Here is a 26,681-nt window from a genome sequence, read left to right on the forward strand (position 1 = left end):
CGAATAAGAACGGAGGCCTCTCGGCCTCCGTTTTGCTTTTGACCTTGCGAGATCAGCTCCCGCCGGGCTGCCCGAACGACAGCCGCTCGGCGAGGACCGCGGCCTGGGTCCGCGAGCCGACACCGAGCTTGCGCAGGATCGTGGAGACGTGTCCCTTCACGGTCTGCTCGGCGATGTCGAGCTCGCCCGCGATCTGCTTGTTGAGCTTGCCCTCGACGATCATCGCCAGAATGCGCAGCTGCTGCGCCGACAGCGAGGCCATGCGCGCGGCAAGCTCGACATCGGCGCTCTGGATCGAACCGCGGCCGCCGACATTGGGCGGCATCCAGATTTCACCGGCCAGTATCTTCGTGATCGCGTCCGCCATCTCGGGCAGACCAAGCGATTTCGGGATGTAGCCGGACGCGCCATAGGCGATGGCGCGCCGGATCGTGGCCGCGTCCTGCCGCGCCGAGATGATCGCAACCGGCACCGTCGGGAATTGCGCCGACAGGATGAACAGCGCGGCAAATCCCTGGATCCCCGGCATCGTCAGGTCCCATAGGATGAGGTCGATCTCGTCCGACTGCGCCGAGAGCACGCTGATCGCCTCGTCGAGGGACTGGCAGGCGATGATGTCGAGGTCGGGCAGCACGGTCGACAGCGCGCTGCGGAGCGCAGCCTGCACCAGCGGATGATCATCGCCGATAAGGATGCGCATGGTCACGCTGATGAGGCTCCCTGTTTGGTCCCGAACTGCCGGCTCAAGGCTTCGCCGCCAAGGAAGCGACGCAGCGCCGCCGGCTTGACCGGCTTGGAAAGCACCTCGCAGCCACGTGCCTTCGCCGCCGTGCGGACAGCCTCGCTGCGATCTGCTGTGACGACCAGCGCGCAGGTGCCGCGGCCCGATGTCTGCCTGAGATCGTCGAGAAAGTCCAAGCCGGTGCGTTCCCCATCGAGATGATAATCGACCAGCACGACGTCGGGCGGGCTCGCTGCGGCCGCCGCCATTGCGCCGGCGGCATCGGTCGCGACCATGACGCGATGACCCCAGCCGCCGAGCACCGCCGTCAGCCCATCGAGGATAGTCGCATCATTGTCCAGGCACAGGATCGTCAGCGGCCGCTCTGTCACATCCGGCGCAGCGTCCGCCGATTTGCGCTGGAGCGACGTTCCCGGGCCGCGCGCAAGCGGCACCGTGACGGCAAAACATGAACCGTGACCGAGACGCGAACGGAGGTCGACGGGATGACTTAGCAGCCGGGAGACACGATCGACGATCGCAAGCCCCAGGCCCAGCCCCTTCTCCGATCCGGGTGCCAGGCGCTGGAACTCTTCGAAGATCCGTTTCTGGTCTGCGGCAGCGATGCCGACACCGGTGTCCCAGACCTCGATGCGCAGATCGCCGCCGCGTCGCCGGCAGCCGAGCAGGATGCGTCCTCTGGGCGTGTAGCGCAGCGCATTCGACAGCAGGTTCTGCAGGATCCGCCGCAGCAAGTGCGGATCGCTGCGCACAGCGAGCTGGCAATCGACGACGCGGAGGACGAGCCCTCGCTCGCGCGCCATCGCGGAGAATTCCACGTTCAGTTGCACGAGCAGATCGGCGATCGGAAAGTCTGATGGCTCGGCACTGACAGCGCCGGCATCATAGGAGGAGATGTCGAGCAACCTGTCGAGGACATGCTCGGTCGAGCGCAGCGCCGTGATGGCACTACCGGCGAGAGTTCGTTCCTTCTCAGTGACACCAGCGTGCGAAGAAGCGTGCAGGCTTTCGTCGAGCGCCGACAGGAACAGACGTGCCGCGTTCAGCGGTTGCAGCAGATCATGGCTCGCCGCCGCCAGGAAGCGGGTCTTGCCGAGATTGGCCTGCTCGGCCTCCGCCTTGGCCTGCTCGAGCGCCTCGGTCCGCTCACGGACACGCAGCTCGAGATCCTCGTTGGCGTGCCGCAACGCCTCCGCAGCGCGGTGGCGCTCGGTCACGTCGGTGTAGGTCGAGACATAACCGCCCTCGGCGGCGCGATCGTAGACGATCTCAAGCACCGTGCCGTCCGGCCGCTTGCGCTCGTAGAGATAGGGCCAGCTTTGGCTCGCGACGTCGCGATTGACCAGGAGCGCCGCGAATTCGGACGCGGCGTATTCGCCGCGCTCGACATTGAAGGCAATGAGCTCGGAGAGCGGAAGGCCGACGCGCACGAAATCCGACGGCAGGTCGAGCAGCGCGATGAACCGCCCGTTCCAGGCCGTGATGTTGAAATCGGCATCGAACGCGCAGATGCCCTGCGGCACGCTCTCCAGCGTGCTTTGCAGCAGAGTGCGATTGAAGCGCAGGGCTTCCGAAGCCTCATCCAGCATCGCCATCGCCGCCCGCCGCGACAGCGAATGCCCTTCCAGCGAGGCCGCAATCACCACGCGTGCCGACGCAGCACCGATCGCGCCGGCGAGCAGGTTTTCGGTGAAGCGGATCGATTCGAGATCGACGAGGCCGGACGGATCGAGGCGCGGCCCAGTGCCCGACATGCGCGCGGCGAGATAGCCGTCAAAAGCCGCCTCGCCGCGCTCCGCACCGACAAAGCGCCGGGCGAGCGCACGAAGATCGTCAAGTCGGACCACCACGCGCGAGGACAGTTTTGGCACGGTGTCGCGGACGACACCGTCGGCAAATGCCGCGGCCTGGTTGCGCTCGACGGTGGTTTGCCGCCCCAGCAGCGAAAACGCGACGAAACCGATGAGGTTGGCGGCAAGGCTCCACAGCGTCGCATGCGAGATCGGATCGAGCCCCTCGAGGCCGAACAGCGCGTTCGGCTTGAGGAAGCCGAGCTGCCACGGGCCGTGGCGAACGATCTCCGCGAAGGCGGGCCACAGCGGCGCGGCCGAGGGAAGCAGCAGCGTATAAGCCCAGATCAGGAATCCGACGGCGATTCCGATCGAGGCACCGATCTTGTTGGCGCGCTGCCAGAACAGGCCACCGACGAACGCCGGACCGAATTGCGCGACCGCGACGAACGACAACAGACCGATCACGGTGAGCGGATAGGCCTGGTTGACCAGGCGGTGCATGAGATAGGCCAGCAGCAGGATGCCGAGGATCGAGAGCCTGCGCACTGTCATCAGCACCGAGGCGACCTGCCGGCTTTGCGCGCGCAGGCCAAAGAAGCGCGAGCGCAGCAACAGCGGCATGATGACGTCGTTGCAGAGCATGGTGCTCAGCGCGACGGAGGTCATGATCACCATGCCGGTGGCGGCCGATAGCCCACCCAGGAAGGCGATCAGGCTGATGGTGCCCGCATCCGCCGCGATCGGCAGCGAGATGACGTAGGTGTCGGGGTCCATCATCGCACCGAACCTCGCAAGGCCGGCGGCGGCGATCGGCAGGATCAGCAGGCTGAACAGCACAAGATAGGCTGGATAAAGCCACGCTGCGGTGCGCGTATGACCAGGACTCTCGTTCTCGACGACGGCGACGTGGAACGCCTGCGGCAGGCACAGGAAGGCAATCGCCGAGATGACGATCGTCGAGGGCCAGACCGGCTGGGCGGGATCGAAGGCGAGGATTCCAGCCAGTTGCGGATCCGAAGTGAACTGCGACAGCAGCGCGGCCGGTCCGCCCGAGAGCCCAAACAGCACGAACAGCGCGACCACAAGGAATGCGACCAGCTTGACCACGCTCTCGAACGCAATCGCCAGCATCAAGCCACGATGATGCTCGCTGGCATGGACGTGGCGAACGCCGAACACGATCGCAAACAGCGCCATCGACGCGGCGACGCCAAAGGCCGAGTCCTGCCAGAACCGCAGCGCCTCGCCGCCGGCGCGCTCAGGCTGCAGGATCAGATAGTCAAAGCTTTTGCCAACGGCTTTGAGCTGAAGCGCGATATAGGGAAGCACGCCGAGCAGCGAAGCGAGGGTCACGAAGGCGGCAAGCGCCTGGCTCTTGCCGTAGCGCGCGGCGATGAAGTCGGCGATCGAGGTGACATTCTGCGCTTTCGCAATCGCGATCACCTTGGCGAGCAGCTTCCGGCCGAACAGCAGCACCAGCGTCGGACCGATATAGATCGTGGCAAAGTCCAGTCCGCTGGTGGCGGCGCGGCCGACCGATCCGTAGAAGCTCCAGGAGGTGTTGTAGACCGCAAGTGTCAGGCAATAGCTGACCGCGGCCGCCCAGGATTTTGGCGAGACCAGCGGTCCGTCCACGCTCCGCCGATCGCCCCACCAGGCAATCAGGAACAGCGTGGTCACATAACCGGCTGCGACCGCGAGAACGAACCACGCCTGCAAGATATCCTCACTCAAGACCGATCCGCCCGCTTATCGAGGGGGCGGAACGCGGGCGGATATTAGAGCGTTTTCCAGCGAAGTGGACACCGGTTCGCGGCAAGAAAACGCGTCAAAAACAAGAATCCAGAGCTCTCCGTTCCGATACGATCGGAACGGAGAGCTCTAACAGGTTGTTGAAGAAGTCTCTGGCGAGATGGCATTGGACGTGATTCTCTCGATGGTTGAATCGGGAGGCCAGGATGCGGGGATCGGACGAGCGGTCAGGATCGCTGTTCAGTTACGTGGACCTTGAAGCGCGGGTTCGCCCGGATCACCCTCTACGGAAGATTCGGGAGATCGTGAACGCTGCGCTGAGCGATCTATCGACGGCTTTTGCGGGTCTTTACACGGACTTTGGCCGGCCCTCGATTGCACCGGAGAGGCTGCTTCGAGCGATGCTGCTGCAGGCCTTCTACGGCATCCGATCGGAACGACAATTGATGGAGCGGCTGGAGTTTGACCTGTTGTTCCGCTGGTTTGTCGGCCTGGGCGTGGACGATCCGGTGTGGGACCACTCGACGTTCTCCAAAAACCGCGACCGGCTGTTAGAAGGTGAGATCGCCGTTAAGTTTCTCTCGGCGGTACTGGCTCAGCCGAAAGTCAAGCGGCTGTTGTCGAGCGATCACTTCTCGGTGGACGGCACGCTGATCGGGGCATGGGCTTCGATCAAGAGCTTCCGCAAGAAGGACGGAGGCGACAACGACAGTGAGGGTCCGGGGCGCAACTCCGAGCGCAGCTTCCACAAAGAGAAGCGTTCAAACGAAACGCACCAGAGCACGACCGATCCGGAGGCTCGGCTGTACAAGAAGGGAGACGGGCAGCCGGCCAAGCTCTGCTACATGGGGCATGCGCTGATGGAGAACCGCCATGGGCTGGCGGTCGGCGGCATCGTCAGCCAGGCCACCGGCACCGCCGAACGAGAGACGGCACTGGCGTTGATTGATAGTCGCGATCGCGGAGGGCGGCGGATCACGCTCGGCGCGGACAAGGCCTATGACGTTACGCAGTTCGTGCGCGACTTGAGAGAACGATCGGTGACGCCGCATATCGCGATCGACGGACACCTCAGCAAGACTGGCATCGCGCGCAAGACGGCGGTCGACGCCCGTACCACCCGCCATGCCGGCTACGAGATCAGCCAACGCTGCCGCAAGCGGATCGAGGAGGTGTTCGGGTGGATCAAGAGTTCCGCCGGTCTGGCCAAGATAAAGCTGCGGGGGCGCGAGCGTGTGGACGCCGTCTTTACGTTGGCGCTCGCGGCCTACAACCTGATCCGCCTGCCCAAGCTGCTGGCGATGCAGCCATGAGTGTGCAGGGCAAATGGCGTGTCGTGGAAACGCCCGATCACGACATGGCTGGGGCGGGCTCTTACATCCTGTTCACAGACAAAGGCGGCGAGTTCGCCCTGGATTGCCTCACGGGGGCGATACATGGTCGTTGCGAAGGCGATGCCGTCGAGTTCACATGGGACGGCAGCGACGAGATGGAGCCCGCAAGAGGCCGCGGTTGGGCAGAAAAGCTCCTCGACGGCTCACTCGAAGGTGAGATATGCCTCGAAAACGGCGATGACATTCCCTTTATCGCGCGCCGAGCGGCCACTTCTTCAACAGCCTGCTAAAGCGTTTTCAATCGCGTGGAAGGCACTTTTGGATCGGCGGCCGGGTGTCCGGCCGCCGATCCAGGGTTGACGTCAGGCCGCCTCGCGCGACAGGCGGGCCTGCGGCAGGCCCTTGAGCACGACGTTTACCACGACCGCGACGGCGATGTTGAGCGCAAGCGCCAGCACGCCGGTGTAGATCGCGACCTTGCCGGCGCCGAAGTCGATGCCGTGCAGCGGCTTCAAGCCGTCCGACCAGGCCAGCCACGATCCGCCCGCAAGGCCAACGGCCCAGCCGGCCAGCAACGCCGTGCTCGAGAACCGGTTCAGATACAGACCGAACACCAGCGCCGGCAGCGTTTGCAGGATCCAGAGGCCGCCAAGCAGTTGCAGGTCGAGCGCAAACTGCGTCGGCATCAGGAGGATGGCGAGCAGTGCGCCGACCTTCACCAGCATGGAGGTGATCTTGGCAACCTTGGCCTCACCGGCCGGCGTCACCTTCGGATCGACCCACACCTTCCAGAAGTTGCGGGTGAACAGGTTGGCAGCGCCGATGCTCATGACGGCTGCCGGCACCAAGGCACCGATCGCGATCGCGGCGAAGGCAAAACCCGCGAACCAGCTCGGGAAGAGCGTCTTGAACAGCTCCGGCACGACGTCATTGTTGCTCGCGAGCTTCAGCCCCGCCGCGTGGCCCATGTAGCCGAGCAGCGCCAGCAGGCCGAGCAGCAGCGTGTAGGCCGGCAGCAGCATCGCATTCTTGCGAATGGTGTTGCCGCCTGACGACGCGAAGATGCCGGTCAGCGTGTGCGGATACATGAAGGCGGCGAGCGCCGAGCCCAGTGCCAGCGAGGCGTAAGGCACGATCTGCGCCGGCGACAGCAGGATACCGCCCGAGCCCTTCGCCGCAAACGCTGCATCCGCCCCGTTGAAGATCGCGCCATAACCGCCGAGCTTGGACGGCACGATCGCGATCGCGGCGATCACCACGATGTAGATCATGATGTCCTTGACGAAGGCGATCAGCGCAGGCGCGCGCAGGCCCGACGAATAGGTGTAGAGCGCCAGCACCAGGAAGGCCAGAACGAGCGGCACCTCGCCGCTCAGCCCGAGCGCCTTGAGCGCAACTTCCATGCCGATCAGCTGGAGCGCGATGTAGGGCATCGTCGCCAGCACGCCGGTTGCGGCGACCGCAAGTTCGAGCCCGCGCGAGCCGTAGGCACCGCGCACAACGTCGCCGGCGGTGACATAGCCGCGCTCCTTGGCGACCTTCCACAACACCGGCATCACCGCGAACACGAAGGGATAGACGATGATGGTGTAGGGCAGCGCGAAGAATCCGTAGGCGCCGACCGCGTAAACCAGGGCAGGCACCGCGATCACGGTATAGGCGGTGTAGAAATCGCCGCCGACCAGGAACCAGGTGATCCAGGTCCCGAACTTGCGGCCACCGAGGCCCCACTCGTCGAGATGGGCGAGCGTCTCCGGCTTGCGCCAGCGCGCGGCGACGAAGCCCATGCCGGTGACGAGGATGAACAAAGCGAGGAATACGGCGAAGGCCGCGCTATCGACATTAGCCAGCACGACGCACGCTCCTGTAGACGATGTAGGTGAGCAGCGAGGTCAGCGGCACCCAGGCGAGCTGATACCAATAGAAAAACGGGAAGCCGAACAGAAGGGGCTCCCGGATATTGTAGAACGGCACGATCATCAGGCCGATGAACGGCAACAATAGCAGCAGACGTATCACGCTCTCTCCTCCCCTGCGAGTGAAGTCGACGCGCCTTTCGTGAAGCGCGCCTTAAGCGCGATATAGCTGAGATCACCCGCCAGCCCCTCCCCCTACCTTGGCGCGGCCAGCCCCCCATACTTTCGTATGGGCGCCAACGCTGGATCAGTTTGCATTCCGACCTATTTCAGGATATATATCCAGAAAAAGAACTTGGAGGACGGCCCTTGGCCGACACAGCCCAAAAAAGAGCACTTCGAAACTACCGAGCCCGCCTGACCAAGCGTGGCATGGGACGATTCGAGGTGCTCGGGCTCGATACCGATCGCGAATTGATCCGGTCCCTTGCCAAGCAACTCGCCGAAGATGGCGCCGACGCCGAACGACTACGCTCCACACTGCATCAAACGATGGCAACGGAACTTCCCAGGAAGGGCGGCATCCTTGCCGCGCTGCGACGCTCGCCGCTTGTCGGGACCGATCTCGAGGTCAAGCGCACGCGCGTAACGGGTCGCAAGGTCGACCTGTGACACGCTACGTCCTCGACACCAACATCATCAGCAACGTCACGAAACCGCGCCCGTCGCCAACGCTCCTGGCGTGGCTGGCCGCACAGAACGATGATGATCTGTTCGTCTCCGCTTTAACGATCGGAGAAATCCGGCGAGGTATCCTGGAAAAACCAGCGGGGAAAAAACGGAGCGCATTAGAGGCCTGGTTCGCAGGTCCTGAAGGGCCGCCATCGCTTTTCGCGGGGCGCGTGCTGGCTTTCGACGAGCAAGCAAGCCTAGTCTGGGCGCGCCTCATGGCGCGTGGCACCACCACCGGCAGGCCCCGCAGCGCTCTCGATATGATCATCGCCGCCGTGGCCGAGGCCAATGACTGCATTGTTGCGACCGACAACGAGAAAGATTTCGCGGGACTGAAATTCGTGAACCCGCTGCGAGAGCGCAAGGCCGACTAGTCGGGCATTTGACCTACGGTGTCTGATTTATCTTGAACGAAAGGGATCTGATAGGAACCGGCTAATGGTGTTCATTCTCTCGGACGACGGGCGCGACGATGAATATCCTGAAGCAGAACGTGCGTTCGAGCGGTACCAGACCTATCTCGCCGAAAACCAAGCGGTGTTCCCGCCTCGCGCCTATGAGCTCGCAACTTCGGACTGGTTCTACCATACGAGGGATCACCGCTGTCCGCATGATGCCTGGCTGGAGTCGCTGCAAGTATTGGAGAGGCCGGGCTCCCAGCCTCGTCAACGATCCTGTTCGATCGCGCTTCGCTTGCTCGGCGCCTACAAGGATGGACACATCGAGATTAGGTATCCGACCGTGTATGCTTACTCACTCCGTGAGCTTTCGCCCGATGCGCCGTCGCACGGTGATTGGCGCTACGACGAATTTCGCATCTCGATCGCGGTCACTTGATCCACGAGATTGAGTGGGCCTATCGCGCCCAATGCAAAGCATTCGTATGGGTGATCGAAGCCGATGATATCGACTTCCGATGGATACCGATGCAGGGAACTGACGGAAGCTAGAACGCTCGACGCCTACTGCCGCTTGCGCTCGTTCGCCGGTGCCGGCTTCGGAGCCTCGGCCGGAGGCGGTGCGGCTGCCGGCGCACTGCTGTTGCTGGCGCCGAACAGCACGCGGGTCGGGTTGCGGTCGAAATTGTTCACGGCGCGGCTGATGTCGCCGAGGGTGCGGCGGCCATCGGTCATCAGCGCGCCGGAGCGCTTGTCGAAATCCTCGGCGAGCTCGCGGATCGATTTCACCGTCAGGAACAGCTCGCCGCCGTCCTTGCCGCCGGCGAGCGTGTTGAGGCCGAGCATGAGGTTGTCGGCCTTGACGATCACGCCGTCGACCTTGGCCATCACGCCATCGATCTTCTCGGAATTGCGCGCGAGCGAATTGGTGAACGTCTCGAGATTCTTCAGCGAGTTCTTCACCGACTCCTGATTGTCGGCGACGATCTTGTTGATGTTCTGCAGCGTGCCGCGGATCGCCTCGGTGACGTCCTGGAGCTTGTTCGGATCCGCCGTCAGCGTCGGGATGCCGTCCTCGTCGAGCGGCGGCGGAGGCGCGGCCTCCTCACCGCCCTTGAGCGAGATTGCGGCGACACCGGTCAGGCCCTGGAATTCGAGGCCTACCAGGGTGTCCTTGCGCAGCGGCGTGTTGTTCTCGATCATGGCGAGTGCGACAACCCGCCGCGGATTGTCGAGCTTCACCGAGACCACCTCGCCGACCCGGATACCGTTGAAATTGACGCTGCCGCCGTTGCGCAGGCCCGCCGCAGGGCCCTCGAACACGACGCGGAAGGGGCTGCGCTGCTTGGTGGTGTGCAGCGACTGGAACCAGAGCACGAAGCCGATCGCAGCTGCGATCACCGCCAGCGTGAAGGATCCGATCAATACGTAATTTGCCCGCGTTTCCATCAGGTGCTCCGGCTACTCAACTCATCACTGCGCGGGCGCGCTTGCCATGGAAATACTGCCTCAGCCAGGGATGCTGCGAGGCCTGCATGTCGGCAATCGACCCTGCCGCAATGATCTTACCGTTCCCTAAAACGGCGATGCGGTCGCAAGCTGTGTAAAGGCTGTCGAGGTCGTGGGTTACCATGAAAACGGTCAGCCCCAAAGTCCGCTGCAGCGTCCTGACCAGCTCGTCGAAGTCGCCGGCGCCGATCGGATCGAGCCCGGAGGTCGGCTCGTCGAGAAACACGAGATCGGGATCGAGCGACAGTGCGCGGGCAAGCGCGACACGCTTGATCATGCCGCCGGAGAGTTCCGAGGGGAAACGCTCGGCCACTTCAGGCTTGAGGCCGACCATGGCGAGCTTGGCCATGGTGATCTCGTCCATCAGCCGCTGCGAGACGCGCAAGTACTCGCGCATCGGAAACTGGATGTTCTGCCGCACGGTAAGCGATGAGAACAGCGCACCCTGCTGGAACAGCACGCCCCAGCGCCGTTCGACATTGCGGCGCTGCGACGTGTTGGAGGAATCCAGGTCGACGCCGAAGACCTCAATGCTGCCCGCGACCTTCGGCACGAGACCGATGATCGTGCGCGTCAGCACTGACTTGCCCGCGCCTGAGGGACCGACAAATCCAAGAATCTCGCCGCGCTTGACGTCGAGGTTGAGGCCATCGAGCACGCGCGTGCTGCCGAACTGCACGGTGATGTCGCGGACGCGGATGATGGGGCTTTGGATCGCGTTTTGAGTGTCTTGCGCCATCGTCACATCCCGATCGAGGCGAAGAAGATGGCGAACACGCCGTCCATCACGATGACGAAGAAGATGCCCTTCACCACCGAAGCGGTGGTGTGCTGTCCGAGCGATTCCGCGCTGCCCTGCACGGCAAGTCCCTCGACGCAGGCGACGATGCCGATCACCGCCGCCATCACGGGCGCCTTGACGATGCCGACGATGAAATGGTCGATCGAGATGGCATCGCGCAGACGCAGCAGAAACGCTTCGGGATCGACGCCGCCATAGAGCCAGGCGACGAGGCCGCCGCCATAGAGCGCGGCCATGGCCCCAAGAAACGCCAGGATCGGCAGCGCCAGCACCAAGGCCAGCATGCGCGGCAATATCAGCACCTCGATCGGGTCGAAGCCCATGGTGCGCAGCGCGTCGATCTCTTCGCGCATCTTCATCGAGCCGAGCTCGGCGGTGTAGGCGCTGCCCGAGCGGCCGGCGACCATGATCGCGACCAGCAGCACGCCGATCTCGCGGAGCACCAGGACGCCGAGCATGTCGACGACGAAGATATCGGCGCCGAAGCGGCGGAAATGGAAGATGCCCTGCTGGGCGATGATGCAGCCGATCAGAAAGGTGATCAGCACGATGATCGGCACCGCGCGCCAGCAGACCTGCTCCATGTGATGCACGGTCGAGGTCAGGCGGAACGAGCGCGGATGGATCAGCACATGCGCGCCCGCCGCGAGCACCGCGCCTAACATGTCGATCAGGCCGGCAAAGGTGCCGCCGACGCCGGCCACGGCGCGACCGATCTGCTCCAGCATGCCGGTGATGGTGATCGCTGAGGTCTCGACCACGGGGGTCGCCCTGACGCGGCGCACCTCATCGACGAGGCTCGAATAGTTTGCGGACAGCCCGGCGATCTGCGCTTCGACCTCACCTTTCGTCAGGCTGCGGCGCAGCCGCTCGATCAGCCAGGCCCCAAAGGTGTCGAGCTTGGCGACCTCGGAGACGTCGATGAAGATGTTTTGGGGGCTGCCGGCGAGCTTCTCGGCGTCGGCCACCATCCGCTCCAGGGCCGGCGCGAAGCTCGCGGTCCAGGTTCCGGTGGCGCAGAGGGCCAGCGCATTGCCTTTGGCAATCCGTTCCAGTTTCGGATCGCCGCTCAAGGTGCCCGCTCCCATGCCAGGGCGGGGGAAATCAGATCGTTGCGCACGCGCCCTTACCCAGAAAAGGTATCCCCAACTGGTTAATATTAGTTGCTAGAGGTAACCAGCAGGTTCAGATTTCGCCAGAGTTCAAAATGACTTCCAGCAAAGTTCCTGCCCTTGCCGCCCGAATCGAGCGGTTTCCGATCGCCGGCAGTTTCACCATCAGCCGGGGCGCCAAGACGGAAGCGGCGACCGTTGTGGCCGAACTGAGCCAGAACGGCCTGACCGGCCGCGGCGAATGCGTCCCCTATCCCCGCTATGGCGAGACCCCCGAGGCGGCCGTTGCAGCCATCGAGACCATGCAGGCCGCCGTGGCGGGCGGGCTGACGCGGCAGACCCTCCAGGCCGCCATGCCGCCGGGCGCTGCCCGCAATGCGCTGGATTGCGCCCTGATCGACTTAGAGGCTAAGGCGGCCGGCCAGCGGGCCTGGAACCTGCTGGGCCGCCCGGAGCCGGGGATGCGCACCACCGCCTACACGATCTCGCTCGGCACGCCGGAGGCCATGGCGGCGGCGACCGCCAAGGCGGCGCACCGGCCGCTGCTGAAGATCAAGCTCGGCGGCGATGGCGACGCGATGCGGATCGCGGCGGTGCGCAAGGCCGCCCCCGAATCCGAGCTGATCGTCGATGCCAATGAATCCTGGAGCGAGGCCAATCTGGAAGCCAACCTCGCCGCCTGCGCCGCCGTCGGCGTCACCCTGGTGGAGCAGCCGCTGCCGGCGGGCAAGGACGAGGCGCTGGCGCGGATCAAGCGGCCGCTGATGGTCTGCGCCGACGAGAGCGTGCATGACCGCCACTCGCTGGCGCCACTCCGCGCGCGCTACGACGCCGTCAACATCAAGCTCGACAAGACCGGCGGCCTCACCGAAGCGCTCGCCATGGCCGATGCGGCGCAGGCGCTCGGCTTCGAGATCATGATCGGCTGCATGGTCGCGACATCGCTGTCGATGGCGCCTGCCATGCTGGTGACGCCGCAGGCGCGCTTCGTCGATCTCGACGGTCCCTTGCTGCTGGCGCGCGACCGCGATCATGGGCTTCGTTACGACGGCAGCCTGGTCTATCCGCCCGACGTCGCGCTGTGGGGCTGATCCTTGAGCCGATGGCGCGCCGACCAGATCAGAACGGCACCGGCCGCGGCCATCGCGGCCATGACGTAGTACAGCCCCTCGCCGTAACGTGCGTAGATCGCGCCCGAGATGATCGACGTCGCCGAGCTCAACAGCCCGCCGATCGCCGCATAATATCCCTGTCCCCGCGCCATTTGACGGGGCGGCACGTGATGCACCAGGAGAGTCATCACGCCGACCTGGGTCAGGCCGAAGCTCAGGCCATGTCCGAGCTGCGCGATCGCGAGCAGGCCGATCGGCGGCTCATGCGCGGTGATCGACCAGCGCAATACGGCACTCAAGCCCCCGATCACCACCAGCAGCGAGGGATGCAGCGAAAAGCGCGGCGACACCGCGAAGACGACGATCTCGGCACAGACGCCAAGCGTCCACAGCCCCGCGATGGTCAATCCGCCAAGACCGTGGCTCTGCCAGTTGATCGAGGCGAAGGTGTAATAGGCGACGTGGCTGGACTGGATGAACGCGGACGAGACAATGATGGCGAGGAAGCCAACATCGCGCAGCAGAGGCTTGCCGGCCTCCGCCACCCCAGACGTTCGCGGCACATCCGCCAGCGGCTGCAGCGAAAGCCCTGTCAGGGCCGAGATCGTCGCCATCGCGACGATGATCCAGATGAGCTGGCGCGCTGCGATCACGTCGATCAACAGCCCGCAAGCGAGCGCACCGAGGATGAACGCGACCGATCCCCAGAGCCGCACCGGCCCGTAATCGAATTTGTAGCGGGCGACGCCGCGCAACGCATAGGCATCGGTGAGCGGCGTCAGCGGAGTCCAGCAGCAACAGGTCACGATGTAGAGCACGAGCAGCGGCGAAGGCTGCCGCTGGGTGCCGACCAGCACAAAGCAGAGCGCGGTGGCCGACGCCGTCAGGAGCATCGCGCCGCGCAATGCGCGGCGCCGTTCGGCGAGGCTGGTCACGAAAGGCAGCGTCGTGAAGCGCGTGACGGCGGGCACGGCGCTGATGATTCCGATCCAGCCCGGCTCGATGCCGATGGCTTTCAGCCACACCGTGAAGAACGGCAGATGGGTGCCCAGGACACCGTACGACGTGCCGTAGAACAGCGCGAGACTGACGGCGAATCGCCGCTTGATCGCTGCTGGCGTGGGGATTTGTGATTCGGGAGGCATCAAACCAATTGCGATTCGGTCGATATCGTGGTGATCGTTACAGTAACGCGCGGTGATTTGCGCGACGAGATTGTCATGGCCAACGAAGCATTCGCCCTCTCGCCCATGTCTGCCCGCGCGGCCGAGCCGAACGAGCAGGATTACGACGCGATCCGCGAAGCCTTCATGGAGACCGCGCGCGGCCGCTGGTTCCTCGGCGAATACGCCAAGCGCAACCGCAATGCCGACACGCGCATGGTGCTCGACGCGGTCGCAAAAATCGAAGAAACCCTTGCAGCACAGCGACAACCCGTCGTCGAGGATCGCCTGCCCGAAGCGCTGGTCGCGATCCGCCGCGCGGTCGAGGACGCAGAAAGCGCAGCCGGGAAGGCGTTCGATCCCGCCGCGATCGAGGCCAGCCTCGCGCCGATCCCGCGCGGCGTGCGCATCATCAAGGAGATCTCGTGGCGCTGGCGCGAGATCGGCGCCGACGGGCGAATCTGCGACCTGATTGATTCGCAGCTCGCCTCGATCGAAGCGGCCTGCGCCCAGGTGTCGGCCATCGATCCGCGCGGCGACCTCAAGGCCGCGTTCGATCTGCTCAAGGACCGGGTCGAGCAGACCGACATGGACGGCATCGCGGCGCGGCAAGGCTCGGTACAGCGGGCTCCGGCGCCCGCACCGCAAGCGCCGCCAGTGGCGGAAGCGCCAATGGCCGAAGCGCCCACCGCGATGGCGAGCGAAGCACCCGTGGCTTTTGCGGAGACGCAGCAGATCGCTCCCGAGCCCGAGGCATCCGCCGACATCAGCGGCATCACCGAGGACGCGACGATGGACGTCGCGATCGCGCTCGAGATCGTCGAGAGCCACACCGCCGTCGAAGAGACTTTTACGGCCGTCGAGGACAGCCTCGCCGATCCCACAGACGTCGCCGAGATCACCGACGAATTCTCGCTCGATGCCGCCGCGGAAGCCGAGGACGACGCCATCCTCGACGCCATCGCGCTGGCGATGGCCGCGCCCGATCCGGAGTTCGACGCGATCGTCGAGCCCGCCGAGATGGCAGCAGCCGTGACGGAGTCGCTGCCGGAACCGATGGTCGCAGAGATCGCGGAACCGGTCGCCGAGCAGGCATGGATCGCGCCCCATGTCGAGGAGCCTGAGGTCGAGGAGCCTGAGGTCGAGGAGCCCGTCGTCAAGGAGCCTATCGTCGAAGCCCCGATCGCGATGGAATCGCTGGCGCGCCTCACCGATGCCATTGCGGAAGCCGCAGCCGAAGTGATGGAGCAGCCGGCCCCCGCCATGGCCGCCGCGATGTCATTCGACCCAGCCCCCAGCGCGGGGCTGCCGATGCCCTCCCCCCTGCCCGAGCCCTCGCTCGGCGCCACCATCCTCGCCAGCGGCATCGTGCAAAAGCCCCGCCCCGCCGCCAACGACGCACTCGCGCCAATCCGCCGCATGACCCAGGCCGAGAAGATCGCGTTCTTCTCGTAAGAGCGCGCTCGTGTCCCCTAGCGAACACACGCTCACCCTCTGGCGCCCCGTCGGCCCGAAAGAGCTCGAGCTGATCCAGCAATCCGGCATGCGCGCGTTTCCGCCACGCCTGCCGGACCAGCCGATCTTCTATCCGGTGCTGACTGAAGACTATGCGATCAAGATCGCGCGCGACTGGAACGTTCCGGCGAGCGGCGTGGGCTACGTGACGCGCTTCGCGGTCAAGCGCAGTTTCATTGCGAAGTACAACGTGCAGGAGGCTGGCGGCCGCTCGCACCTGGAGTATTGGATTCCGGCCGAGGACCTCGATGCCTTCAATGCCGCAATCGTCGGGCAAATTGAGCTCGTCCGCAGCTTCCCCTAGTGCACCGACGCCTTGCGTGACCTAGATCACGCCCCGTCCAGGGTGATCGCGATCACGGACCGCGGCTTCGAACGCGACCTAGCTTCCTCGCAACCAATCTCGCATCGAGATGAGTGCCAAAGGAGCACGCCATGTTCCGCCTGAAATCCGCCTTGATGACTGCCGGCCTGCTGGGAAGCCTGTTCGGCTTCGCCTGCGGCCCTGTTTCCGCGCAAGTTGCCCCCGTCGTGCCTGCCCCGACTGCGCTGCAAGGCCCGGAGCAGCGGGTGGCGCTGGTGATCGGCAATTCGAACTACCGGAACGCGCCGCAGCTCGCCAATCCCGACAATGACGCCCAGTCGATGGCGCAGTTCCTCAACTCGGCCGGCTTCGAGGTGATCTCGGCCACCGACCTCGGCCAGAACGACATGCTGCGCGTGGTGCAGGATTTCTCAGCAAAAGTGTCCGCGCGCGGTCCGAACACCGTGGCGATGGTCTATTACGCCGGTCACGGCGTGCAGCTTGCCGGTGAGAACTATCTCGTTCCCGTCGACGCGAAAGTCTCGAACCAGACAGAGCTCGTCAACGACTCCGTCCGTCTGGTCGACGTGATGTCGACGCTCGAGACGATCCCGAGCCGGATGCGCATCGTCGTCCTCGACGCCTGCCGCAACAATCCGTTCCCCAACGTGAACGACGCCGGCCGCGGCCTGGCCATCGTCGATGCGCCGAACGGCTCGATCGTCGGCTATTCGACCGCGCCGGGCGCCGAAGCGCTCGACGGCAACAACGGCCACAGCCCCTATACGCAGGCCTTCCTGAACGTAGCGCGCGAGCCCAACGTGCCGATCGAGCAGCTGTTCAAGCGCGTGCGGCTCGCGGTGAACCAGACCACCAGCGGCGCGCAAGTCCCCTGGGAGAGCTCCTCGCTCACCTCCGACTTCACCTTCTTCGGCGACACCGCCGTGGCCGCCAACCGCGCGCCGGTGCATGCGCCGGTGGTGCAGATGGCCTCCAACCTGCCGAGCCGCTCGGCGCGCCAGGCCTATGATTACGTGCTGTCGGAGGGCAGGCCGGAGTACTATCAGGAGTTCGTCGCGATGTATCCGCACGACCCGCTGTGCGATCACATCCGCTGGCTGCTGGCGAACCTGCTGATCTCGCAGGCCTGGCACGAAGCGGTGCTCTTGAACTCGCCGATCGGCTACCAGGCCTTCTATAGCAAATACGGCAACAGCCCCTATGCGCAAGCCGCGCTGAAGCTCGAGACACAGCCCAAGATCATCCCGCTGATGCAGGCAACCAAGTTCCTGGCGCCGCAGAACGTCGCCCCGACCTTGAAGATGGGCAATCTCGGCCAGCCCAAATACATGCCGCTGATGCAGCAGGGCAATGGTTTGCCGATGAACGCCAACCTGCCGGTCGTGCAGAAGCCCGTCGATGGCACCGTCAACAAGATCATCACCCTGCCCGCGCCGACCAACACCACCACGAACAATAACGGCATCGGCAAGATCGTGACGCTGCCGGTGACCAACACCACGCCGAACACGGGCAACAACAATGCTGGCCCGGCGGGCAAGATCGTGAGCATGCCGGTGACTACAGGCAAGACCGGTTCGACCGTCGACGTCAAGACCACCGACGTGAAGACCACGAATGTTCAGCCACAGAACCAGCCGATCCGCGTCAACAGCGGCGTCGTGAAGCTCAACAACAACCCGGTGAACAAGGCGCAAGTCCAGAACAATCGGCCGCAGTTCAATGCGATGGGGAACGGTGGCGGCAACAACAACTTCCGCCAGTCGATGAACCAGTCGCCCGCGATGAACGGCGGCAACAACCACCGCAGCTTCATGCATTGATCGCGGCAGGCAACGAACGACAAAGGGGCAGAGCGGAACGCTCTGCCCCTTCTGCATGTTCGCGGCACGTACTTTACGGGCCGGCCAGAACCGCACCGCTGCGATAGTCAAAAAGGTACACTGAGCGATTGAAATCTACGACTTCGATGCCTTCAGCCAAACATCTGAACCCTTCCGAGAAAATGTCGGCGCCTATCGCGCTCCAGAGTTCGTCGCCCACCAGAGACAAACGAGAAATCTGTACCTCACCGTGAGATATGAGCGCTTCGTGAGGGCGATCCCAATAGACCCCGAAGCAAGTTGCCGGATCAACGCGCCGCGACCACTCCATCAGACCTGTTCCAAGGTTTAGGCAGACCACTCGGTCACCGACCGCGAGATATAGACGACCGTCGACTTCGACAGCGGAGTGCTGATGGACACCGGAAAATCCACCGCTGGCGCCAACGATCACGGACCACTTCCCGTCGACTCTTGCTCCGTGAACGGAATTGAGATGAGCATCGTCAAGGCGCATCTCCGCATCGTACTTTCGCAGATTGTCGGCTGAACCGAATGAATATGTCGGCTCATCGAAAATCTCTACTTGGCCCTCGCGGGTCTCCAGAACGAGGCTGTTCAGCGGTCACAATCTCCCGGAAAATCAGGCCACCAGCTCGGCGAACAAATCCGCATCGACATTGCCGCCGGAGAGGACGATGACGACGTTCCCGCCGGCAACATCCAGACGTCCCGCAAGCAGCGCAGCAAGGCCAACTGCGCCGCCTGGCTCGACCACAAGCTTCAGCTCGTGATAGGCAAAGGCAACCGCCGCGCCGACTTCCTTGTCCGACGCCGTGACGCCGCGCGCCAGCAGCTTGCTGTTGATCGCAAAGGTCATCTCGCCGGGGATCAGCGCCATCAGTGCATCGCAGATGGTGCGGCCCGCCGGCGGATGCGGCTCGCGATGGCCTGCAGTCAGCGAGATGCCGTGATCGTCGAACGCTTCCGGTTCGGCCACGACGATCTGGGCCTGCGGATAGCGCGCCTTCACGGCGGTGGCGACGCCCGCGATCAGGCCGCCCCCGGAGGCCGGCGCCACCACGATGTCGGGTGAGAGGCCGAGCGCTGCCATGTCCTCCGCGATCTCGCGGCCGGCGGTACCCTGGCCTGCGATCACGAGGGGATCGTCATAGGGCCGCACCAATGTCGCGCCGCGCTTCTCGGCGATGCCGCGCGAGATCGCCTCGCGGTCGTCGTTGTAGCGGTCGTAGAGCACGACCTCCGCGCCGTATGATTTGGTGCGCTCGCGCTTCGACAGCGGCGCGTCCCCCGGCATCACGATGGTCGCGTGCATGTCGAGGATTTTTGCAGCCGCCGCCACGCCCTGGGCGTGGTTGCCCGAGGAGAACGCGACGACGCCGCCGGCGCGCTTGTTCTGCGGGATCGAGAACACCTTGTTGAAGGCGCCGCGGAACTTGAAGGAGCCGGTGCGCTGGAGCATCTCCGGCTTCAGGAACACTTTTGCGCCCACGCGCTCGTTGAGCACGGGAAAGGACAACAGCGGGGTGCGGACGGCGAAGGGCGCGAGCACGCGCGCTGCGGCGTCGATATCGGCGGGGCCGATCGGAAGGGGCTGTTCGGACATGGCGGGATGTTATCGCGCGGGATGTGGCGCGGGCAAGACACCTCCGCGCGAGGATTTTTCCCGCTGGGTCAGGCCACGAAGCGCGCCTGTTCCACCCCGTCCAGGCCGGGCAGCACCGCGCCGACTGCGCGGATACTGTCGACAAAGGCCCTCGCCGAGGCCTCCCATGTGTAGGCGGCGGCAAATTCGACGCAGGCCTGCCTGGAAATGTCGAGCGCGGCGAAACAGGCGTTACCCAGGTCATGGTCCAACGCGCCGACCGGCACATCGCCGATGACATCGCGGGGGCCCTTCACCGGGAAGGCCGCGACCGGCAGGCCGCTCGCGAGCGCCTCGAGCAGGACCAGGCCGAACGTATCGGTCTTGCTCGGAAACACGAAGACGTCGGCCGCCGCATAGATGTCCGCCAGTTCCTCGCCGTGCTTTTCGCCGAGGAAAATCGCGTCGGGATAGGCCTCTTCCAGCACGTTGCGCGCCGGGCCGTCACCGACAATCACCTTGGTGCCGGGCAGATCGAGGTCGAGGAACGCCTCCAGATTCTTCTCCACCGCGACGCGGCCGACCGAGAGGAATATCGGCGCCGGCAGGCAAAGATCGACGGCACGGGGATGGAACAGATGGGTGTCGACGCCGCGCGGCCACAGCACGACATTGTCGAAGCCGCGCTCACTGAGCTCCCGGGCCAAAGCGGGCGTCGCCGCCATCACGGCCCGGCTCGGGCTGTGGAAACGGCGTAGCGCCCGCCAGATCAGCGACCCCGGCACCGGCACGCGGGCGCGGACATATTCGGGAAATCGCGTGTGGAAGCTGGTCGTGAACGGCAGCTTGCGCTGGCGGCAATAGCGGCGGACCATCAGGCCGATCGGCCCTTCGGTCGCGATATGGATGCTGTCGGGCCGCGCTTCCTCGATCAGCTCTACAATGCGCGCCGGGCGCGGCATCGCCAGCCGCACGTCGCGATAGCTCGGCATCGCGAAGGTGCGGAACGATTGCGGCGTCAGGAACGTGAACTCGACACCGCGACCTTCGATTTGAAGCCCTTTGGCGGCGTCAGCGAGCTTGGTCAGCGTCCGAACCACACCGTTGACTTGCGGGTGCCAGGCGTCGGTCGCAACCAGGATGCGCATCAGGCCGCCCTTGCTGCCACCTGCGGCACTTGTACCGGCTTCTGCAGATGATCCGCCCAGGTGATGATCTCGAAACGGCCGTCGTCGTGCTCAACCAGCGCAGTGCAGCTTTCGACCCAGTCGCCGCAGTTCATGTAGCGGATGCCGTTCTCGTCGCGGATCACGGCATAGTGGATGTGGCCGCAGATCACGCCGTCGGCGTCGTGGCGCCGCGCTTCGGCGGACAGTGCCTGCTCAAACGCGCCGATATAGTTGACGGCGTTCTTCACCTTCTGCTTGGCCCATTGCGACAGCGACCAATAGGGAACGCCGAACAGGCGGCGGAAGAAGTTGACGAAGCGATTCATCTGGATCGCGAAATCGTAGGCCTTGTCGCCGAGATGGGCGAGCCAGCGCGCGTTCTGCACCACGAGGTCGAAGATGTCACCGTGGATTACGAGATAGCGCTTGCCGTCCGCGCCGGTGTGTACCGTGTTCTCGACGACGTCGATGCCGCCGAAATGGGTGCCGTAATAGTTGCGAAGGAACTCGTCGTGATTGCCGGGCACGTAAATGATCTTGGCGCCCTTGCGCGCCTTGCGCAGCAACTTCTGGACCAGATCGTTGTGCGATTGCGGCCAGTGCCAGCTCGATTTCAACGCCCAGCCGTCGACGATGTCGCCGACAAGATAGATCGTGTCGGCATCGTGGTAGCGCAGGAAGTCCAGCAAGAGGTCGGCTTGAGAGCCGCGGGCTCCGAGATGAACGTCGGAGATGAACAACGTGCGAAAGCGCCGCTCCGGGCTCTCGTCACTCACATCGTAACTTCCCATGCGCCAGCCTGTAACTGTGTCCCGTGACAGGGGGATGACCGATTGAACCCTTGAGGCACCCTCAGATACGAATCGAACCTTGCCTCGCCCTCCCCGCGAATATCAGTCACATGCGACAATCAGGCGACATGGTCAGGCAATGACGGCTCGCAAGAGCCGGGAACCACGGCCAAATTGGTTAATGCCGGACTGGCGGCGCCAGCAAAGACGCCGGCGTCAGTAAAACTTGTGGAAATGATGGATCGGCCCGTGGCCGTGACCGACGCTGAAACGGTCGGCAGAAGCGATCGCCGCGCTGATCCAGCTCTTGGCATTGCGTACGGCCGTCTCGAGACCCTCGCCCTTGGCGAGGCCCGCCGCCACCGCTGACGACAGCGAACAGCCCGTGCCATGGGTATTTTGGGTGGCGATACGCGGCGCGGCAAGCGCGACCGTGGTGTCCGCACCCACGAGATAGTCGGTGCTCTCCGCGCCCTCGCCGTGCCCGCCCTTGATCAGGACCGCGCGGCAGCCGAGAGACAGCAGGCGGCGGCCCTGGCTTTCGATCTCGGCCTCGGTTTGCGCAATCGGCTCGTCGAGCAGCGCGGCTGCCTCCGGCAAATTTGGCGTGATCACTGAGGCGAGCGGCATCAGTTTGGTGCGCAACGCCGCGACGGCCTCTGCGGCGAGCAGGCGATCGCCTGATGTTGCGACCATCACGGGATCGAGGACGACATGACGAGGCTTCCAGCGCGCCAGCGCAGAAGCGATCGCATCGATGCTCGCGGCCTGCGCCACCATGCCGATCTTCACCGCGCCAACATCGAGATCGGAAAACACGGCATCGATCTGCGCGGTGACGAACGCTGCGGGCACCGCATGAATGCCGGTGACGCCCTTGGTGTTCTGCGCCGTCAGCGCCGTGATCGCGGACGCGCCATAGACGCCAAGCGCGGCAAACGTCTTCAGGTCGGCCTGAATGCCGGCGCCGCCGCTCGAATCCGAGCCGGCGATGGTGAGCGCCACGGGCGTGGTCATCGCAGGATACGCTTGTTTGAAGAAACCACGGCCATGATCCGTCCTGACATGCCCTGTCCTAGCGCGCCCCCGCAGCCCCAGCAAGCCGGCGAATCAGGCAGAACAAAGCCGCGCAGCCCTGTCGTCCCGGAAGCGGGCATACCCTGCGAAAATATGACCTCGGCATCGCCCGGCCTTGGCGGCCAACTGTGCGAATGACACGTTAGGGGATGGATTCGTCCAGCCAAATTGCGGGCCGGCCTCGGCCCGCAATCCTCTTGGGAATAAATCATGTGGGCCTATTTCGAACGCATCCTCGACTCCTCGATGTTCTCACCGCACGGCATCTGCCTGCTGTGGGAGCCCGAGCTGATCTGGCTCCACGCCGTCTCGGACGCCGCCATCGCGGCGGCGTATTTCTCGATTCCGTTCGCACTCGCGATCCTTGTCACCAAGCGGCGTGACCTCCAGTTCGGCTGGGTGTTCTGGGCGTTCGCGATCTTCATCATGGCCTGCGGCCTGACGCATATGCTCTCGATCTACACGCTCTGGGTGCCGATCTATGGCATCGAGGGCCTGGTCAAGGCGGCAACCGCCGTCGCGTCGATCTTCACCGCGGCCGCGCTCTGGCCCCTGCTGCCGAAAATCCTGACGATCCCTTCCCCGTTCGAGCTGCAAAAAGTCCAAGCCGCGCTCGAGGTGGAGGAGATCAAGAGCCGCGATGCGACCCAGCTGTTGAAACAGGTGGGCGAGGCCCAGCGCGCGATGCGCGAGAGCATGACGCGTCTCACCGCCATCGTCGAGACCGCGGTCGACGGCGTCATCCTGTTCGACGCACAAGCCCGCATTCTGCTGTTCAACCCCGCCTGCGAACGGCTGTTCGGCTATCGCGCCGACGAGGTCATGAATCTCGACATCGGTATGCTGATGGCTGACGAGAAGAGGCCCTCATCGACCGGTCGTGCGCCGGGTTTCGCAACCGGGGAGACCGCCGGCCTGCGCAAGGACGGATCGACCTTCCCGATGGACCTGTCGGTCGGCCAGGCCTGGCAGGATGGCGAGCTGATCTACGTCGGCATCGTTCACGACCTGACCGCGCGCAAGCTGACCGAGCAGCAGCTCCAGCAGGCGCAGAAGATGGAGACGGTCGGCCAGCTCTCCGGCGGCATCGCCCACGACTTCAACAATCTCCTCACCGTGATCATCGGCAACGCCGAGCACCTCAGCGAGCAGCTCAAGGCGCGGCCCGATCTGCGGCAATTTGCCGACGACATCTGCGAGTCCGGCGAACGCGGCGCGGAACTGACGCAGCGGCTGCTGGCGTTCAGCCGTCGTCAATTGCTCCAGCCGCGCACGATCGATTGCCGCGAGCTGATCTTGTCCATGCTCAAGCTGTTCAAGCGCACCTTGCGCGAGAACATCGAGATCAGGACGACGTTCGGTTCCGGCACCATCCAGGCCTTTGCGGACCGCGCCCAGCTCGAATCCGCCGTGCTGAACCTGGCGCTCAACGCGCAGGACGCGATGCCATCAGGCGGGCATTTGACGCTGAGCACGGAGATTGCCGCAATCGACGAGGACTATCGCGCGCTTCACCCCGAGGTCGCATCCGGCAGCTATGCCCTGATCTCGGTGACTGATGACGGCGAAGGCATGACGCCTGAGGTCATCGAGCGCGCCTTCGAGCCGTTCTTTACCACCAAGGAAGTCGGCAAGGGGTCCGGCCTCGGGCTGAGCATGATCTATGGCTTCGCCAAGCAATCCGACGGCCATGTCTCGATCTATAGCGAGCAGGGTCTTGGGACGACGGTCCGGATCTACCTGCCGCGCGTCGGCGCCGGACAAACCGTGGCCGAAATGCCCGAGAACGACGAAGCCGCACCGCGCGGCCATGAGACCATCCTGATCGCAGAGGACGATCCGTTCGTGCGTTCCTCGGTGATCCTCCGCGTGGAGGCGCTCGGCTATCGCGTCGTCGCCGCCGTTAACGGCAAGGAGGCCCTGCAGCGGCTGCGCGCCGACCCCGGCATCGATATGCTGTTCACCGATATCGTCATGCCCGGCGGCATGAGTGGATGGGAGCTCGCCGATCAGGCCCGTCGTATTCGTCCCGGCCTGCCGGTGCTGTTTACCTCGGGCTATGCGCTGGAAACCCTGGTCGAGCAGGGCCGCGCGCAAGCTGAGGCCGTCGTCCTGACCAAGCCCTATCGCAAGACCGAGCTCGCCCAGCGGCTCAGGGATGCATTTGCGGCAGCGGCGGTGACGTCGTAAAGCCGCGGACCGGTGTCTGGCGGTCGGCCAGCCCGCTTGCTAAATGGGGCCGGTTTTGGCCTATTAGCGGCAAGATATGTCTTCGGAGTTGACTGCAATGGTTCCTTTCTTCGTCCAGATTAAATGCAAGCTTGGCCAGTCCTACACGGTGGCCAATGCGCTTGCCGAAGCCGAGATCGCCTCCGAGATCTACTCCACCGCCGGCCAATACGATTTGCTGGTAAAGTTCTATGTCGACAAGGACACCGACATCGGCCACTTCGTCAACGAGAAGGTGCAGGTGCTGCCCGGCATCCAGGACACGCTCACCATCATCACCTTCAAGGCGTTCGGCACCGGCTAGCCGGTGCCGCTCAGCCGCCGCCTTCCTTGCGCTTGGGCGGCGTCGGGCCGTCGACCGGCGGCAACGACTTCAGATAGGCGGCCATCGCGGCGCGATCCTCCGGCTTCAGTTGCGCGAGGTTCTTGATTACCGGCCGCATCGCGCCCGATGCGCTGTCGCCCTCGGGCATGTCGCCGGTTTCGAGGAAGTCGGCAATATCCTTCTCGCTCCAGTCACCGATGCCCTTCTGGGTGATGTTCGGCACCCAGCCCTCGCCTTCGGGATTGGGGCCGCCGGCAAAGCGCTGCGAGCTGATGACGCCGCCCAGAACATTGCGCGGGCTGTGGCATTCGGCGCAATGGCCAAAACCGTTCACGAGATAGGCGCCGCGATTCCACTCTGCCGGATGCATCGCCGCCGGCACGAACGGCCTGACATCCATGAACAGCAATTTCCAGATGCCGACATTGCGGCGGATGTTGAAGGGAAACGGCAGATCGTGGTCGCGCACGCGACCCGCGACCAGCGGCAATGTCTTCAGATAGGCAAAGAGATCGCGGACGTCGTCGACCTTGGCGATGTGGTAGGACGTGTAGGGAAACGCCGGGAAGTAGTGCGTGCCCTCAGGCGAAATGCCGCGCATCACCGCATTGACGAAATCGGCCTCGCTCCAGCGGCCGATGCCGTCGGTGGGATCAGGGGAAATGTTCGGCGCATAGAACGTCCCGAACGGCGAGCCGAGCGCGAGGCCGCCGCCGAGCTTCAAACGATCCGGTTGATTGGGCACGGCGTGGCAGGACGAGCAGCCGCCGGCATTGAACAGCTCCTGCCCATTGGCAAGATCGGGCGCGCGCGTCGGCGCCGGCAAGGCCAAGGCGGTCGGCGCGGTCAGCCACCAATAGACGGCAAAGGCTGCGACAACGGCAACCAGGAAGACGGAAATTGTTCGTCGCAGCATTCAGGATCCCTTTGAGCTCGAGCGTATTTACGGGTCATCCCGTAGCCGCTCCAGCCACGAATAATTTAGGTGGTTTGATCGGAATCCGGGAATAAAGTCGGAACCGCACTGTTTGCAAGTTGACAGCAATCAGGCGTCAACAGGGAGAGACCCATGAACAAAGCGCTTTTTGCCACGCTGGCACTCGGAGCCGCCGTCGCATTCGCAGGCCCGGCCAGCGCGGAGAAGCTGAAGGCGACACTGGACGGCAAATCCGAAGTCCCCGCCACCACCAGCAGCGCCACCGGCACCGCCGATCTCGACTATGATGCCGCCACCAAGAAGCTGTCCTGGAAGGTGAGCTATTCCGGCCTCTCCGGCCCGGCCACCGCCGCCCACTTCCACGGCCCCGCCGAGGTCGGCAAGAACGCCGGCGTCGCAGTGCCGATCCCTGGCATCGCCAAGAGCCCGGCCGAGGGCTCGGCAACGCTGACCGACGCGCAGGCCTCCGATCTCCTCGCCGGCAAGCTCTACGTCAACATTCACACCGCGGCGAACCCGGGCGGCGAAATCCGCGGCCAGGTGACCAAGTAAGTTTTAGCGTAACTTTTCGCGAAGGCC

At 64.4% G+C, this 26,681-nt stretch carries 26 protein-coding genes; 12 read left to right on the top strand and 14 right to left on the bottom strand.

Annotated elements, in window-relative coordinates; genetic code table 11:
- Positions 1–52: 52 nt before the first annotated feature.
- On the bottom strand, positions 53–706 hold the full coding sequence (locus L6637_RS33125; RefSeq protein WP_237873202.1) for a response regulator: 654 nt from the start codon (positions 704–706) through the stop codon (positions 53–55).
- Positions 703–4,269: a hybrid sensor histidine kinase/response regulator gene (locus L6637_RS33130; protein WP_377803199.1), complete on the bottom strand. Its 3,567-nt coding sequence runs from the start codon at positions 4,267–4,269 to the stop codon at positions 703–705. The genes L6637_RS33125 and L6637_RS33130 overlap by 4 nt, the downstream gene beginning before the upstream one ends.
- 224 nt (positions 4,270–4,493) lie before the next feature.
- On the opposite strand from L6637_RS33130, the gene L6637_RS33135 reads away from it, so the two are divergent.
- The gene (locus L6637_RS33135) at positions 4,494–5,600 is read left to right on the top strand and encodes an IS5 family transposase (RefSeq protein ID WP_237873203.1); all 1,107 of its coding nucleotides are present in this window, start codon (positions 4,494–4,496) and stop codon (positions 5,598–5,600) included.
- Entirely contained in the window at positions 5,597–5,911 is a 315-nt protein-coding gene (locus L6637_RS33140; protein ID WP_237873204.1) for a hypothetical protein, read from the top strand. Before L6637_RS33135 ends, L6637_RS33140 begins: the two co-directional genes overlap by 4 nt.
- A gap of 72 nt (positions 5,912–5,983) precedes the next feature.
- On the opposite strand, the gene mctP is transcribed toward L6637_RS33140, so the two are convergent.
- Both mctP and L6637_RS33150 read right to left on the bottom strand, forming a co-directional pair.
- Entirely contained in the window at positions 5,984–7,474 is a 1,491-nt protein-coding gene (gene mctP / locus L6637_RS33145; RefSeq protein WP_237873205.1) for a monocarboxylate uptake permease MctP, read from the bottom strand.
- On the bottom strand, positions 7,464–7,640 hold the full coding sequence (locus L6637_RS33150) for a DUF3311 domain-containing protein (RefSeq protein ID WP_237864987.1): 177 nt from the start codon (positions 7,638–7,640) through the stop codon (positions 7,464–7,466). Before L6637_RS33150 ends, mctP begins: the two co-directional genes overlap by 11 nt.
- Before the next feature lie 206 nt (positions 7,641–7,846).
- Between L6637_RS33150 and L6637_RS33155 the strand changes: the two genes are divergently transcribed.
- The 3 genes from L6637_RS33155 (at position 7,847) to L6637_RS33165 (ending at position 9,046) form a co-directional block, all read left to right on the top strand.
- Positions 7,847–8,149, top strand: coding sequence for a hypothetical protein (locus L6637_RS33155; RefSeq protein ID WP_237864988.1), 303 nt, complete (start codon positions 7,847–7,849; stop codon positions 8,147–8,149).
- Positions 8,146–8,583, top strand: a complete 438-nt coding sequence (locus L6637_RS33160; RefSeq protein ID WP_237864989.1) for a type II toxin-antitoxin system VapC family toxin — start codon at positions 8,146–8,148, stop codon at positions 8,581–8,583. The genes L6637_RS33155 and L6637_RS33160 overlap by 4 nt, the downstream gene beginning before the upstream one ends.
- Positions 8,584–8,647: 64 nt before the next feature.
- Complete coding sequence (locus tag L6637_RS33165) at positions 8,648–9,046, top strand: hypothetical protein (RefSeq protein WP_237864990.1); 399 nt, start codon at positions 8,648–8,650, stop codon at positions 9,044–9,046.
- A 125-nt stretch (positions 9,047–9,171) separates the two neighbouring features.
- Here L6637_RS33165 and L6637_RS33170 read toward each other — a convergent pair whose 3' ends face one another.
- Genes L6637_RS33170 through L6637_RS33180 form a run of 3 tightly spaced genes read right to left on the bottom strand, consistent with a single transcriptional unit; the run spans position 9,172 to position 11,991 of the window.
- A complete protein-coding gene (locus L6637_RS33170) occupies positions 9,172–10,056 on the bottom strand; it encodes an MlaD family protein (protein WP_237864991.1) in 885 nt (294 codons plus the stop codon).
- 16 nt (positions 10,057–10,072) lie between these two features.
- Positions 10,073–10,855: an ABC transporter ATP-binding protein gene (locus tag L6637_RS33175; protein WP_237864992.1), complete on the bottom strand. Its 783-nt coding sequence runs from the start codon at positions 10,853–10,855 to the stop codon at positions 10,073–10,075.
- A 2-nt stretch (positions 10,856–10,857) separates the two neighbouring features.
- Positions 10,858–11,991: an MlaE family ABC transporter permease gene (locus tag L6637_RS33180; RefSeq protein ID WP_237864993.1), complete on the bottom strand. Its 1,134-nt coding sequence runs from the start codon at positions 11,989–11,991 to the stop codon at positions 10,858–10,860.
- A gap of 134 nt (positions 11,992–12,125) precedes the next feature.
- Here L6637_RS33180 and dgcA point away from each other — a divergent pair, with 134 nt between their 5' ends.
- Entirely contained in the window at positions 12,126–13,121 is a 996-nt protein-coding gene (dgcA, locus tag L6637_RS33185) for an N-acetyl-D-Glu racemase DgcA (RefSeq protein WP_237873206.1), read from the top strand.
- On the opposite strand, the gene L6637_RS33190 is transcribed toward dgcA, so the two are convergent.
- Entirely contained in the window at positions 13,091–14,287 is a 1,197-nt protein-coding gene (locus L6637_RS33190; RefSeq protein WP_237873207.1) for an MFS transporter, read from the bottom strand. The two genes, dgcA and L6637_RS33190, sit on opposite strands and share 31 nt — an antisense overlap.
- Positions 14,288–14,362: 75 nt before the next feature.
- Here L6637_RS33190 and L6637_RS33195 point away from each other — a divergent pair, with 75 nt between their 5' ends.
- The 3 genes from L6637_RS33195 to L6637_RS33205 all read left to right on the top strand — a co-directional run bounded on the left by L6637_RS33195 (position 14,363) and on the right by L6637_RS33205 (position 17,968).
- The gene (locus tag L6637_RS33195) at positions 14,363–15,760 is read left to right on the top strand and encodes a hypothetical protein (protein ID WP_237873208.1); all 1,398 of its coding nucleotides are present in this window, start codon (positions 14,363–14,365) and stop codon (positions 15,758–15,760) included.
- Positions 15,761–15,770: 10 nt separating this feature from the next.
- Positions 15,771–16,124 carry an ADP-ribosylation/crystallin J1 gene (locus L6637_RS33200; protein ID WP_237873209.1) on the top strand — a complete coding sequence of 118 codons (354 nt, stop codon included), beginning with the start codon at positions 15,771–15,773 and terminating at the stop codon, positions 16,122–16,124.
- A 131-nt stretch (positions 16,125–16,255) separates the two neighbouring features.
- Complete coding sequence (locus L6637_RS33205) at positions 16,256–17,968, top strand: caspase family protein (RefSeq protein WP_237873210.1); 1,713 nt, start codon at positions 16,256–16,258, stop codon at positions 17,966–17,968.
- A gap of 73 nt (positions 17,969–18,041) precedes the next feature.
- On the opposite strand, the gene L6637_RS33210 is transcribed toward L6637_RS33205, so the two are convergent.
- From L6637_RS33210 to thiD, 5 genes are all read right to left on the bottom strand, one after another.
- Complete coding sequence (locus tag L6637_RS33210; RefSeq protein WP_237864999.1) at positions 18,042–18,422, bottom strand: hypothetical protein; 381 nt, start codon at positions 18,420–18,422, stop codon at positions 18,042–18,044.
- A 189-nt stretch (positions 18,423–18,611) separates the two neighbouring features.
- Positions 18,612–19,595, bottom strand: coding sequence for a threonine/serine dehydratase family protein (locus L6637_RS33215; protein WP_237873211.1), 984 nt, complete (start codon positions 19,593–19,595; stop codon positions 18,612–18,614).
- Between the two features lie 68 nt (positions 19,596–19,663).
- Positions 19,664–20,722 (bottom strand): glycosyltransferase family 4 protein, encoded by a 1,059-nt coding sequence (locus L6637_RS33220; protein ID WP_237873212.1) that lies wholly within the window; start codon positions 20,720–20,722, stop codon positions 19,664–19,666.
- Positions 20,722–21,534 carry a UDP-2,3-diacylglucosamine diphosphatase gene (locus tag L6637_RS33225; RefSeq protein ID WP_237865002.1) on the bottom strand — a complete coding sequence of 271 codons (813 nt, stop codon included), beginning with the start codon at positions 21,532–21,534 and terminating at the stop codon, positions 20,722–20,724. The genes L6637_RS33220 and L6637_RS33225 overlap by 1 nt, the downstream gene beginning before the upstream one ends.
- A 216-nt stretch (positions 21,535–21,750) precedes the next feature.
- Positions 21,751–22,551, bottom strand: coding sequence for a bifunctional hydroxymethylpyrimidine kinase/phosphomethylpyrimidine kinase (gene thiD, locus L6637_RS33230; RefSeq protein WP_237873213.1), 801 nt, complete (start codon positions 22,549–22,551; stop codon positions 21,751–21,753).
- A 270-nt stretch (positions 22,552–22,821) separates the two neighbouring features.
- Between thiD and L6637_RS33235 the strand changes: the two genes are divergently transcribed.
- Both L6637_RS33235 and L6637_RS33240 read left to right on the top strand, forming a co-directional pair.
- Entirely contained in the window at positions 22,822–24,801 is a 1,980-nt protein-coding gene (locus tag L6637_RS33235) for a PAS domain S-box protein (RefSeq protein ID WP_237865004.1), read from the top strand.
- Positions 24,802–24,898: 97 nt separating this feature from the next.
- Positions 24,899–25,144, top strand: coding sequence for an Lrp/AsnC ligand binding domain-containing protein (locus L6637_RS33240; protein ID WP_018642903.1), 246 nt, complete (start codon positions 24,899–24,901; stop codon positions 25,142–25,144).
- A 10-nt stretch (positions 25,145–25,154) separates the two neighbouring features.
- Here L6637_RS33240 and L6637_RS33245 read toward each other — a convergent pair whose 3' ends face one another.
- Entirely contained in the window at positions 25,155–26,081 is a 927-nt protein-coding gene (locus L6637_RS33245) for a c-type cytochrome (protein WP_237865005.1), read from the bottom strand.
- A 153-nt stretch (positions 26,082–26,234) separates the two neighbouring features.
- Here L6637_RS33245 and L6637_RS33250 point away from each other — a divergent pair, with 153 nt between their 5' ends.
- Entirely contained in the window at positions 26,235–26,654 is a 420-nt protein-coding gene (locus L6637_RS33250; RefSeq protein ID WP_237865006.1) for a CHRD domain-containing protein, read from the top strand.
- Positions 26,655–26,681 lie beyond the last annotated feature (27 nt).

The organism is Bradyrhizobium zhengyangense (assembly GCF_022012435.1).
GTDB classification, from domain to species: Bacteria; Pseudomonadota; Alphaproteobacteria; order Rhizobiales; family Xanthobacteraceae; genus Bradyrhizobium; species Bradyrhizobium zhengyangense.